Annotated in this window: 11 protein-coding genes; 4 read left to right on the top strand and 7 right to left on the bottom strand. The window is 68.9% G+C overall.

All coding sequences use genetic code 11. The features are described 5' to 3' along the window. The first annotated feature begins 6 nt into the window (after positions 1 to 6). The 3 genes from QM624_RS00055 to QM624_RS00045 all read left to right on the top strand — a co-directional run bounded on the left by QM624_RS00055 (position 7) and on the right by QM624_RS00045 (position 3,754). Positions 7 to 657 (top strand): TetR/AcrR family transcriptional regulator C-terminal domain-containing protein, encoded by a 651-nt coding sequence (locus tag QM624_RS00055; RefSeq protein ID WP_415088023.1) that lies wholly within the window; start codon positions 7 to 9, stop codon positions 655 to 657. Between the two features lie 210 nt (positions 658 to 867). Beyond that, a complete protein-coding gene (locus tag QM624_RS00050; protein WP_415088022.1) occupies positions 868 to 1,500 on the top strand; it encodes a YdeI/OmpD-associated family protein in 633 nt (210 codons plus the stop codon). A 61-nt stretch (positions 1,501 to 1,561) separates the two neighbouring features. Next, positions 1,562 to 3,754, top strand: coding sequence for a PEP/pyruvate-binding domain-containing protein (locus QM624_RS00045; protein ID WP_415088021.1), 2,193 nt, complete (start codon positions 1,562 to 1,564; stop codon positions 3,752 to 3,754). Positions 3,755 to 3,861: 107 nt separating this feature from the next. Here QM624_RS00045 and QM624_RS00040 read toward each other — a convergent pair whose 3' ends face one another. From QM624_RS00040 to QM624_RS00015, 6 genes are all read right to left on the bottom strand, one after another. Continuing rightward, positions 3,862 to 5,403, bottom strand: coding sequence for a phytoene desaturase family protein (locus QM624_RS00040; protein ID WP_415088020.1), 1,542 nt, complete (start codon positions 5,401 to 5,403; stop codon positions 3,862 to 3,864). Between the two features lie 150 nt (positions 5,404 to 5,553). Beyond that, complete coding sequence (locus QM624_RS00035) at positions 5,554 to 6,411, bottom strand: IclR family transcriptional regulator (RefSeq protein WP_415088019.1); 858 nt, start codon at positions 6,409 to 6,411, stop codon at positions 5,554 to 5,556. Then, positions 6,408 to 8,057, bottom strand: a complete 1,650-nt coding sequence (locus QM624_RS00030; RefSeq protein ID WP_415088018.1) for a beta-N-acetylhexosaminidase — start codon at positions 8,055 to 8,057, stop codon at positions 6,408 to 6,410. Before QM624_RS00030 ends, QM624_RS00035 begins: the two co-directional genes overlap by 4 nt. Beyond that, complete coding sequence (locus QM624_RS00025) at positions 8,054 to 8,929, bottom strand: carbohydrate ABC transporter permease (protein ID WP_415088017.1); 876 nt, start codon at positions 8,927 to 8,929, stop codon at positions 8,054 to 8,056. The genes QM624_RS00030 and QM624_RS00025 overlap by 4 nt, the downstream gene beginning before the upstream one ends. After that, the gene (locus tag QM624_RS00020; protein ID WP_415088016.1) at positions 8,926 to 9,885 is read right to left on the bottom strand and encodes a carbohydrate ABC transporter permease; all 960 of its coding nucleotides are present in this window, start codon (positions 9,883 to 9,885) and stop codon (positions 8,926 to 8,928) included. Before QM624_RS00020 ends, QM624_RS00025 begins: the two co-directional genes overlap by 4 nt. Further along, positions 9,885 to 11,177: an extracellular solute-binding protein gene (locus tag QM624_RS00015; RefSeq protein WP_415088015.1), complete on the bottom strand. Its 1,293-nt coding sequence runs from the start codon at positions 11,175 to 11,177 to the stop codon at positions 9,885 to 9,887. Before QM624_RS00015 ends, QM624_RS00020 begins: the two co-directional genes overlap by 1 nt. Positions 11,178 to 11,466: 289 nt before the next feature. On the opposite strand from QM624_RS00015, the gene QM624_RS00010 reads away from it, so the two are divergent. Beyond that, entirely contained in the window at positions 11,467 to 12,045 is a 579-nt protein-coding gene (locus tag QM624_RS00010; protein WP_415088014.1) for a DinB family protein, read from the top strand. Here QM624_RS00010 and QM624_RS00005 read toward each other — a convergent pair. Continuing rightward, positions 12,042 to 12,428, bottom strand: a 387-nt coding sequence (locus tag QM624_RS00005) for a LysR substrate-binding domain-containing protein (protein WP_415088012.1), incomplete at its 5' end; no start/stop codon positions are given. The two genes, QM624_RS00010 and QM624_RS00005, sit on opposite strands and share 4 nt — an antisense overlap.

Genomic DNA, 12,428 nt, shown 5'->3' with positions numbered 1-12,428 from the left:
TGTTCAATGATCAAGGCGGGCGGTGTCGGACGCGGATTGACCCGCGAGCAGATCGTGGCGGCGGCGTTCGAGGTACTCGATGAGCACGGCCTCGACGGACTCACCATGCGCCGGGTGGCGGGGCGGCTCGGCGTCCAGGCGGCGGCGCTGTACTGGCACGTCTCGGACAAGGCGGATCTGCTCGACGAGATGGGCACCAGCATGTGGCGCACGGCGACCGTCCCGCTGTTCCAGGAGCCCGATCAGGACATCGGGCGAGGGCTCACCGAAGCCGCTCGGTCATTGCGTTCGACCATGCTCGCGCACCGCGACGGGGCCACGGTGTTCGCCGGCCGGCGGCTCACCGACGTCAGCCTGATCCAGGTGCAGGAACGACCGCTGGCGGCGCTGGTGGAGGCCGGCCGGAGCCTCGAGGACGTCCTGGACACCTGGCAGATCGTGATGCACTTCACTATCGGCTGGACGGCGGAGGAGCAGGGCGTCCGGCAGGCCCGGGAGGCCGATCCGCACAGCTACGACCTTGCCGAACGCGACGCCCGGCTCGGTGCCGAGGACCATCCGTTGATGGCGCAGGCCGGACGGCTGATGTTCGCCGACCCCGAGGCACGCTTCGAGAGCGTGCTGTCCCGGCTGGTCGGTGCGCTCACCCGAAACTGAGTCGCGGCCCGGCCTCCGCTGGTCGAGCTTGTCGAGACCCTGCTCGGGTGACCAAAAGAACCGTCCCCACGGTCACCGGGGACGGTTCCCACGGTCACCGGGGACGGTTCCGACGGTCACCGGGGACGGTTCCCACGGTCACCAATTGGGACGAAAAGAACCGTCCCCTCGTACCGGAAGTTTGTCGGAGGCGGCTGTCATGATGTCGGGATGGCGACCTGGATCGGTGGAACCGACGATCGTCCGGCCCGGTTCTTCTCCGGCCCGGACGCCTTCGACGCCTGGCTGGCCGAGAACCACGACCGCGAGACTGAGTTGTGGATGGGGCTGTTCAAGAAGCACGCCGCCGATCGTGGGCTGACCTGGCCGGATGCCGTCCCGGTCGCGTTGTGCTGGGGCTGGATCGACTCCTCGATGCATCGGCTGGACGAGGACACCGTCCGGCAGCGCTGGACGCCGCGCAAACCGGGCAGCAACTGGAGCCAGGTGAACATCGCCCTGGTCGGCGAGTTGACGGCGGCCGGGAAGATGCGGCCACCGGGCGTCGCGGCGTTCGACCGCCGGCGTCCCGATCAGGCCCCTTACAGCTACGAACGCGGCGGTGAACTCGCCCTGCCCGATGACTACGAGGCGGCCCTGCGAGCCGATCCGGCGGCGGTGGCGTTCTTCTACGAGCGGGCGACGGCGTCCTACCGACGGGTCTGCGTCGGCTGGGTGATGCAGGCGAAGACCGAAGTCACCCGGCAGAAGCGGCTTGCCGAGTTGATCGCCGACTCGGCCGCCGGCCGGCTGATCAGACCGCAGCGCTACGGCGAGATCCCGAAGTGGGCGCGCTCGGAATAGTGCCGACTCGATGTCGATAGTCGCTGACTAGGGTGACCTGCACACCCCGAAGGAGCGCGTCGTGTACGGATTCCTGCCTCGCCTGACTACGCCACCCGAGATCGTCGTGCCGCCGCCGGCACGACTGCACCGGTTGGCCGGTCCGCCGGTGGAGCCCGCTGCCGAGCCCGCGGCGCTGGGGTTGTCGCTACCCCGGATCGACTCACCGGAACTCTTCCAGGCCATCTCGCAACCGGCTGCCGATCTCGTCGCGAACGGACGCCTGGCGAAGGTCTTCGTCGACCGGCGGGAGCCGGATGCTCCACACGTCGCCTTCGTGAACGGCAACTTCACCCGCAACGGCAGCACCCCGGACGCCGCCAAGTACCACTACCTGTTCGGACGTGAAATCTTCCAGATCCCCGAAGGCCTGGACGAGTTCAACCGGCTCACCTATTTCACTCCAGGCCCGAAGCGCTACGTCGCCGGTGTCCTGCACAGCTACAGCTTGACCGGCCGGCCAGCCGTGCTCGGCATTCAGTTCTATCCGCAGGACGTCATCGCCGAGGAGGACCTGCGCGACGCCGTCCTCGAGATCGCCGGGCAGATCGACCTGCCCGGCATGGCGCTGGCCTTCGTCCAGACCGGCACCCAGCAGACCACGGCGCGAGTGGCGTCCGATCTGGCGGGCGCCGGCATCGAGGTGCTCACCCTGGACGACATCCTCGGCTCGGTCACCTACATTCCGCTCAACCAGGCCGAGGCGTGGGGCTGGCTGCGGATCTTCCCCGCCGACCCGGACGAGCTGCGGCCCACCGACATCGTGGTGCTCGACCAGTTGCCGCTGGACCTGTCGGTGGTCGCCGGGGTGCTGACCCGGGCCGTCCAGGACACCAACTCGCACGTCAACCTGAAGTCGAAGGAGCGCAACACACCCAACGCGGTGCTCCGCGACGCCGGTCCGCAGCATCCACGGCTCGCTCCGTTCGCCGACACCCCGGTGCACTACGTCGTCCGTGGCGATGACTTCGCGATCGAGCCGACCACCGCCGAGGTTGTCGCCGCCAAGCTGGCCGAGCGGCTGGATCGTCCGGTGGTGCAGATCGGCTGGGAGCCGGAAACCGACCTGCGCAGCTACGACGAGATCGGGCAGGGGAGCGCCGCCGGCACGCTGGCCGCCGCACCCCGCTACGGGTCCAAAGCAGCCAACCTGGGGTTCCTCGCCCATCGCCAGGTGCTCGGACGCGCCGATCAGGCCGGGACGCCGAGTGCCCGGCTCGGCTACGACCTCACCCCGCAGGGCTTCGGCGTGCCGTTCCAGTGGTACGCCGACCTGGTCGCCCATCCGCCGAATGTGGGGTTGCGGGAGGCCCTCGACGTTCTGATCGGCCGGGAGGCTGCCGGCGACCTCGCTCCGCGCGAACTGCGTGACCTGGTCGCCGCCGTGCAGGACGCGTTCCTGGCCGCCGAGTTTCCGCCACGACAGCTGGAGACGATTCGGGCCCGGGTGGACGGCCTCGGGGTGAAGAAGCTGAAGGTGCGGTCGTCGGCCAACGCCGAGGACATTCCGGGCTTCGACGGCGCCGGGCTACACGACAGCTACTCGGTGAAGACCAAGGTCAAGGACCTCCCCGGCCAGGTCTGCATCGTGAAAGAGGAACAAGACGACGGAGGCGAGAGCAAGCGGAAGGTCGACCCGCGGGCGCTCGGCTGCGCACTCAAGGGCGTCTACGCCAGCCTGTGGAACAAGCGGGCCGTCGAGGAGCGCTCGTTCGCCCGGATCGATCAGCGCAGCGTCGCGATGGGGCTGGCGCTGGTGCCCGCCTACGACAGCGAGGCCGACGTGGTGGCCAACGCCGTCGTGGTCACCCGGGTGCTCAACACCGACGCGGTCTACGGCTACTCGCTGTCGATCCAGCAGGGCAACAACCTGGTCACCAACCCCGACCCGGACACCCACAGCGAGCTGACCATCGCCGCCTTCCTCGCCGACACCGAGCCGATCAGCTTCACCGTGACCCGCTTCGCCAAGCCCACGGCGTCCGGGCCGGCGCGGACGACGCCGGTGCTGGCCAGCGACCAACTCACCGCGCTGGTCGACCTGGTGCGGACGATCGAACGCGCCTACTGCCGAGCCAAACCCGGCTACTACCCGGGCCCCTGCTCCCAGGTGACGTCGGACAACACCAAGCCACGCTCGCTCGATCTGGAGATCAAGGTGCTCGCCGACGGACGCTTCGTGGTGAAGCAGGTCCGCGAGTTCGGTGGACGTTGAGGCATTCCGAGGACGGCCGCCGTTGGTCGAGCTTGTCGAGACCCGGGTCTTGAGATCCCGGGTCGGAGCCCGGGATGACGAGCAGGACGGTTCGACAGGGCGGGCCGCTACAGCCCGAGCATCTCGATCGCGGCCCTGGCGGCGTTGTGGCCGCCGACACCGCTGACCCCGCCGCCGCGGCGGGCGCCGGCGCCGCAGAGCAGGATGCCGTCGTGACCCGAGTCCACACCCCAGCGCCGGGCGGGGGTGTCCAGCGGGTCATCAGCGTCGGCCCAGGGCCAGGACAGCCCGCCGTGGAAGATGTTGCCGCCGGGCATCGCCAGGGCGTCCTCGATGTCGCGGGTGGTCTTCACTTCAAGGCACAGCTCGCCGTTGCCGTCGTGGGCCAGCAGCGGCTCGACCGGTTCGGCCAGCACCGATTCCAGGGTGCTCAGCACGGCGGTCCGCAGCAACCCGCGTAGCTCGTCGTTGCCGTACTGATCGACCAGCCGGTCGGGTAGGTGCAGGCCGAACAGGGTCAGGGTCTGCCAGCCCTTGGCCTGCAGTTCGGGGCCGAGAATGCTCGGGTCGGCCAGCGAATGGCAGTAGATCTCGGCCGGCAGCGGATCGGGAATGCGCCCGGCCCCGGCGGCGGAGAATGCCGCCTCGAGCTGGGTCATCGACTCGTTGATGTGGAAGGTGCCGCCGAACGCCGCCTCCGACGGCAGCTCCTGACGGAGCCGGGGCAGCCGGGTGAGCAGCATGTTGACCTTCACCTGCGCTCCCTCGACCCGCTCGGAAGTCTCGCCGAGCAGCCGTGACAGCACGGACGGCGCGGCGCCGCAGAGCACCAGATCCGCCGTCAGGCGATGCTCGTCGTCGCCCTCACGCCAGGTGACCTCGCCGTCCGGAGTCAGGGCGGTCACCTCGGCGCCGGTGATGATCCTGGCGCCGGCAGCGCGGGCCGTCCCCTCCAGACTGGTGCTGACCACGCCCATGCCGCCGATCGGGACGTCCCAGTCGCCGGTGCCGCCGCCGATCACGTGATAGAGGAAGCAGCGGTTCTGTTCCAGCGAGGCGTCGTTCATCGACGCGTAGGTGCCGATCAGGCCGTCGGTGGCGATCACGCCGCGGACCAGGTCGTCGGCGACCGAGCTCTCGATCAGCTCAGCGATCGGCCGCTCGATCAACGCCGACCAGTCCGCTCCGACAAGCTCTTTCGCCTGCGCCTGAGTGGGCAGCGGGTCGGTCAGGGTGGGGAACAGGGCACGCGCTGCGACCCCCGTCCGGTCATAGACGGACGCGAAACCGTCGACGTCGGCGGCCGCGCCGATCGACGCGAACGAAGCGCGGGTGGCCGCCAGGTCACCGTTGTCGATCAACAGGCCGCGGTCGGTGCCGGGCACCGGGGTGTAGGACGAGTAGCGCCGCCGGGCCAGTCGCAACGGAATGCCCAGGTCGTCGATCACCTGCTTCGGCATCAGGCTGACCAGGTAGGCGTAGCGGGACAGCCGGGCGTCGACGCCGGGGAACGCGGGTGCCGACAGGGCCGCGCCGCCGACGTGGTCCAGCCGCTCCAGCAGGGTCACGGACGCGCCCGCGCGGGCCAGGTAGGCCGCCGCGGTGAGGGCGTTGTGACCGCCGCCGATGATCGCGATCGTCTTCTGCATCGAATGCCTCACTCGTCAGGTCTTGTCAGGGGTCGACCGGCCGGCGCGGTCTCCCGCCATTGTGGCTAGTGGCGGACGTGCCCGCAGCGACTGGCCGCGTCCGCGAGACACCGCCCAGCGAGCCACCCGCCGTCCGCGCGCGGGTGCCGGCTACTCGGCCACGCCGTCGGGCTCGGGCGAGCCGACGCCGGCCAGCGAGCCCATCCGGACTGACACCCGCTGTGCGGCCTGGGCCGCCATCGGCCCGATCTCGCGGACCTTGGCCGGCGTCATTCGCGAGGCCAGCGCCGACACACTCATCGCGCCCACCACCCGCTCGTCGACGCCGAAGATCGGTGCCGCGACACAACGCACCTCCGGCTCGTTCTCGCGATCGTCGATCGAGTACCCGCGGCGCCGGATCGCCTGCAGTTCGCGGCGCAGGTCGTCGGGGGCGGTGATCGTCCGTTCGGTGACCGGCAGCAGCGGCTCGGCGAGCACCGCCGCGACCACCTCTTCGGCCGAGTGCGCCAGGATCGCCTTGCCGACCGCCGTGCAGTAGGCCGGTACGCTCGCGCCGATCCGGGACGCCATCCGCACCGTCGACTCGTTCTCCACCTTGTCGACGTAGACCACGTTGGTGCCGCTGAGCACCACCAGGTGACAGGTGAACTGGGTGGTCCGGGTCAGCTGCCGCAACTCCGGACGGGCCACCGTGCGCAGGTCGATCTCCCGCAGGTATGCCTGACCGAGGTGCAGGCAGCCGTAGCCGAGCCGGAACCGGCCGGATTCGGCGTCCCGTTCCAGCAGGTTCTCCTCCAGCAACGGGGTCACCAGGCGCAGCACGGTGCTCTTGTTCACCCCGGTCAGCTCGCTGAGCTCGGCCAGGGTCAGCCATGGCCCGTTCAGCCCGTGCCGGGCCACGGCACGCAGCAACAGCAGTGCCTTGCGCAGCGATGCCGACGAATTGCGCTCGGCCGGTGAGCGTTCGGCCACGCCGGAGCGGGTCTTCGTCGGCCGCTCAGTCATGGCAGGTCGCTCGCGACCAGGCCGGCCGGCCCCTCGACCAGGTGCAGCGTGCCGGCCACCCCGGGGCGTTTCTGCCAGGGCAGCGGACCGGACAGCGGTCGGTACTCCAGCCCCATCGCCGACAGCCGGGCGAAGTGCGCGGTCTCCAGGCGGCGGGCGAAATCGGCGTAGTCGCGGGTCTCGGCCGGCGACCAGAGGTTCTCGGCCAATGCGCACAGCCTTGGAAAGGCCGCGTACTGGACCCGTCGCGGACTGTCCAGGTGCTCGGTCCACAGATTGCCCTGGGCACCCAGCAACCGGCCCGGCAGGGCGTCGTCCAGTCCACTGGGGATCGGGTCGAAGTCGTACACCGACTCCAGTGTGGTGACCCGGCCCACCGGGATCGGCTCGTCGGGCGAATCCGACTGGGCGTAGTCGAAGTAGAGGTGCCGCTCGGGGCACATCACCACGTCGAACCCCTTGGCGAGTGCTTCCAGCCCGCGCGAGTACTCCCGCCAGCAGTGGATCAGTGCGCCGCGATCGAGGTCGCCCTCGGCCGCCTCGTCCCAGAACGCCGGACGCCGTCCGTGCGCCCGCAGGTGGTCGGCCAGCGCGTCCAGGAACCAGAAGTGCAGCCCGCCCACGTCGGGCAGACCCAGGTCGGCGGCCCGCTGCCGGGCGGCCGGGCTGGCCTCCCACTGGGTCAGCGGCACCTCGTCGCCGCCGAGCCCGACCCACGGCGCCGGGAACAGCTGAAGCACCTCGTCCAGCACGTTGCGGTAGAAGTCGATGGTTTCCGGCGACGGGTCGATGACCAGGTCATTGACGCCCCAGCGGTCCCAGACGTCGGGGGCTGCGTCGTCGGGCAACCCCGCCAGCCAGGGGTAGGCGGCGATCGCGGACTGGCTATGGCCCGGCACGTCGATCTCGGGAATGATCGTGACGTGCCGCTGGGCGGCGAAGGCCACGATCTCGCGCAGATCGCCCTGGGTGTAGAAGCCGCCGTGCGGGGTCTCGTCGTAGTGCCCGGCCCGCCAATCGCCGCGGGCGCTGCGGGAGCGCCAGGCTCCTCGCCGGGTCAGCCCGGGGTAGCGGCGGATCTCGATCCGCCAGCCCTGGTCGTCGGTCAGGTGCAGGTGCAACACGTTCAGCTTGTGCGCCGCCAGCGCCTCGATCATCACCAGCAGGTCGTTCTTCGGAATGAAGTGCCGGGCCACGTCCAGCATCACCCCGCGATAGCCACAGCGCGGCGCGTCGGTGATGGTGACCGCAGGCAGCGTCCAACTCGGCTCGGACGCCGGCGCACGCCGGAAGGCGGGCTCGCCGAGCAGCTGCAGCAGGGTCTGGACGGCGTAGTAGGCACCGGGTTCGCCGGGCGCCTCGATCTGCACCCGTCCGGACGTGGTGTCCAGCCGGTAACCCTCGTTGTGCTGGACGGTGGCCGGCCCGTCCGCGACATCGGCGACGTAGCGCAGCACGATGTCGGCGTCGTCGCCGGACGCGGTCGGCAGCTCCCAGCCGGTGGCCGCGCCCAGGGTCTGCCGCAGCAGCCGGGCGGCGCCGGCCAGTTGCGGGTCGTAGCAGAGTGAGGTGGCGGCCCCGGGCAAGGTGCCGGGGCCGCCGTGTTCACTCGTTTCCAGAGGTGCGGGTACGAGCAGGTGGTTCATCCCTTGACGGCACCTGCCAGGCCCGACACCAGCTTGCGCTGCACGGCGATGAAGAAGATCAGCACGGGGATCGTCATGATCACCGATCCTGCCATGATCGCGCCCCAGTCGTTCTCGTCGGGCTTGAAGAAGGTCAGGATCGCCAACGGCAGCGTCTGGTTCTCCTGTGCCGAGATGATGAACGTCTTGGCGAACAGGAAGTCGTTCCAGGTGGAGATGAACGAGAACACCGAGCAGGCCACCACGCCCGGTGCCACCAGCGGGAACAGGATGGTCCTCACGAAGGTGAAGCCGGACGCCCCGTCCAGCCGGGCCGCCTCCTCCAATTCCACCGGCACCGCCGCGACGAAGCCGCGCAGCATCCAGACCGCGAACGGGATCGCGAAACCGACATGCACCACGACCAGGGAACCCAGATGGTTCAGGCCGATGGCCGGGATCACCTGACCGGCCTGCCGCATCATGAAGAACATCGGAATGGTCAGCGCCTCGATCGGCACCATCTGCGCCACCAGGATGGTGATCAGCAGGGTGGTGCGCAGCTTGAACTGGTAGCGGGTCAGCGCCACCGCGGCGAGGAACGCCAGGATGGTTGAGACCAGCACCACGGCCAGGGCGACGATCAGCGAGTTCATGAAGTAGCGGGCGAAGTCGTTCACCTCGAGCACCCGCAGGAACGAACTCACCGACGGGCTGGTGGTGAACGGCGTGGAATCGCCGGCATCGATCGCGGCCTTCGGCTTCAGCGCCGACAGCAGCATCCAGTACAGCGGGAAGGCGACGATCAGGGCGATCACCAGGCCGACCGTGTCGGCCAGCCACTTGACCCGCTTGCGCTCACCCACCACAGCGGTCGATTCGATGAGGCTCATAGTTCCTCCCCTCCGCGTCGGATCGTCCGCAGGTAGATCAGGGTGATCAGCAGCAGAAGGATGGTCATGATCACGCCGATGGCGGCGCCCAACCCGTACAGGCTGGCCGCGAACGCCTGCTGATAGGCGTACACGTTGAGGACCTGGTTCTGGTTCGCGACGCCGCCGCCGTTGGTCATGATGTAGATCTGGGCGAACAGCTTGAAGTCCCAGATGATCGACTGGATGACCACGATCATCATGATCGGACGCAGGATCGGCAGCATGATCAGCCGGGCGATCTGCGGCATGGTGGCCCCGTCGAGCCGGGCCGCCTCGATCACCTCGGTCGGGATCGCCTGGATGCCGGCGTAGATGGTGACCATCACGAATGGGAATGAACACCAGACCACCTCGCTGGCGACCAGCCCGAACGCGCTCAGCTTGTCGTAGGTCCACGAGTAGCCGGCGAACTGGCTGAGGCCCATGCCGACCAGGGTCTTGTTGACCAGGCCCACGGTCGGCTCGAACAGGAACAGCCAGACGGCGCTACCGGTCACCGCCGGCGTCGCCCAGGCGCCCATCGACACCACGAACAGGACGTTGCGCACCCAGGGCCGCAGGTTGGTTGCCAGCACCGCCAGACAACCGCCGACCAGGATGGTCACCACCACCAGCACGCCGGCGAACACCACGGTGTTGGCCAGCACCGACCAGAACTGCGGGTCGTTGAACAGCTGCTGGTAGTTGCCCAGGCCGAGGAACTCCAGCGGCGCGTTGCCGCTCACCTGGGCCTGCCGGTAGTCGTACATGGAGATGTTGATCAGCTGGTAGATCGGGTAGCCGAGCAGCCCGAGCATGACCAGGAACGCCGGAGTCAGATACACCCAGGGTTCGATCGGACGGGAACGCAGCCCCGACCGTCCAGCAGGGCGCTTGCCCTGCTGGACCGGAAGGGTGGGGGTTGCGGTGGTCATCAGGAACCGAACACCTTGTCCATCGCCGTGGCGGCGTCGGTGGTTGCGACCTCGACGGTGGCCTGCCCGGAGGCGACCTTCTGGTACATGCCGGTGAAGATGCCCTGTGCGTCGATGGTGGCCCAGTGCTCGGTGACCGGGACGAACTTGGTGCCGGCCGCGAGGGTGTCGACGAACGGCTTCAGGTAGGCGTTGTCCTTCGCCACCTGCTGCTGGACGTCGCCGAAGGTCGGCAGGTTGCCCATCGCCTTGAACATCTTCTCCTGGTACTTCTTGCTGGCCAGGATCTTCACGAAGTCGGCCGACAGCGTCCGGTTCTGGGTCTTGCTGAAGATGCCCAGGTTGTTGCCGCCGGCGAATGCCGGGGCGATCTCGCCCGCCTTGGTGCCGGGCAGGGCGACCACGCCGAACTTGTCCTTGACCTTGCTCTCGGCCACCGACTTGTAGTTGAAGTCGCCACCGATGGTCATCGCGGCCTCACCGGCGTTGAAGGCGGTGACGGCTGCACCGCCGGTCATCTCGGCACAGGTCTGCGGCGGGCAGATGTCGGCCTTCAGCAGGTTGGTGTACGCGGTGACGCCCTTGCGGGAGGCCTCTGTGGTGAGCGCCGAGGTGAACTTGCCGCCGCTCTCGGTGGCGATCTCGCCGCCGTAGGCCCACAGGTAGGGCATCGCCGAGAACTGCGACTTGCCGCCCACGGCGATGCCGAGCGTGCCGGAGTTCTTCTCGCGCAGCGTGCGGGCCGCCTTCTCCACCTCGTCCAGGGTGGTCGGAACGCTCAGCCCGGCGTCCTTGAGCAGGTCGGTGCGGTAGTAGAGGGCACGGACGCCGACGAACCACGGGATGCCGTACTTCTTACCGCCCACCTCGGTGGTGGCGAGGATCTTGGCGTCGAGATCCTTGCCCTCGTCCCAGCCCTGGATCACATCGGTGACGTCGCCCAGACCGCCGGCGGCCACGTAGTTGGCCAGGTCGGTGTTGCCGAACTCGGCAACGTCCGGGGCGCTGGACGGGTCGTTGAACGCTGCCTTGAACCGCTCGGCCCGGCTCTCCACCGGGATGTACTGGACGTCGACCTTGCTGCCGCTGTGGGCCGCCTCGAACTCCTTGATCGCCTCGTTGACGACCTCGGTCTTCGGGTCCTGGTTGACCTCCGAGAACAGCCAGACGCGCAAGGTGCCGCTGGTGTTGTCCGCGGTCGGACCGCCGCCTCCGGCGGTCGGCGGCGCACAGGCGGTCAGGCCTAGTGCGGAGACGGCAATCGCGGCTGTGGCGAGCCGGAGAATCTTCATGTGTTCCTCCTTGAACTGGGGACGGGGCGCAAGGCGTCCCGGATGGCGCAAAGAGTACGGACAGCCGCGGTGCCCTCGACAACAGATGCAGGGCAACGTTTTGCAATGCAGTACGACACGATTTCGGCTTCCGGTGACCAAGGGGACGGTTCCTTTGGTCACCGGGGACGGTTCTCCCGGTCACCGGGGACGGTTCCTTTGGTCACCCATGCTCGGTGGGAACCTCTAAGCCTGCGCGGTGAGAGTTTGTCGGCGGCACGTGGCAGCCTGGGGACCAGGAGGTGCTCCCATGCAACCCAAGGAAGTGCTGTTGAGCTATCTCGAGCGCGGCCGCGAGGCGATGCTCTGGAAGCTGGATGGGCTGAGCGAGTACGACGTGCGGCGTCCGATGACACCGACCGGAACCAACCTGCTGGGGCTGGTGAAACACCTGGCCAGCGTCGAGTTGGGCTATCTCGGTGAGGTGATGGGACGGCCGTGCGGCATTCCGCTGCCTTGGTTCGACGAGGATCAGCCGGCCAACGCCGACCTGTACGCGACGGCCGACGAGACCCGCGAGCAGTTCGTCGAGCTGTATCACAGCGCCAGCCGGCACACCGCGGCGACAGTGGCGGCCCTCGACCTGGATGCGCCGGGTCGCGTCCCGTGGTGGGGCGAACGTGGCGACGTGACGCTGCACCAGGTACTGGTGCACGTGATCGCCGAGACCCAGCGGCACGTCGGCCAGGCCGACATCATTCGCGAATACATCGACGGGGCTGCCGGGCTGTCGCCGCGCGTCGACAACCTGTCCGACCTGGACGCCGAGGGCTGGCGTCGGCACTACGACGAGCTGCAGGCGATCGCCGAACAGTTCCGGACGCTCTAGATTCCCCAGCCAGGGTCGAGAGCCGGCCCGGACGCCGGAGTCCTCCGGGCCCGCTCCAACTCGATCGCGAGTTGCACCAGTCGCTGCCCGAGCGCCGACAACGGAGGTTCCACCGGCCAGACCGCCCGCAGCGGACGCTCGACGACCAGGCCGTCCACCATCACCGCCCGCAGTTCGCCGGCGCTCACCGCGGCCTGCACCGCGTGCTCGCTGAGCACCGCTGGAGCCGCTCCGGCGATGACCGCCACCCGGACCGCGGCGTTGCTGGCCAGCTCCAGCGCGGGCGTGGCGGTGGGCCGTCCGCCGAGGGCGCGCTCCAGCGCGATCCGGGTGCCCGATCCGGGCTCGCGGACCACCAGCGGCGTCTCCATCAGCTCGGCCAG

The sequence above is a fragment of the Micropruina sp. genome (assembly GCF_047606365.1).
Taxonomy (GTDB): domain Bacteria; phylum Actinomycetota; class Actinomycetes; order Propionibacteriales; family Propionibacteriaceae; genus Micropruina.
This window is presented reverse-complemented; position numbering and strand designations above follow the sequence as displayed.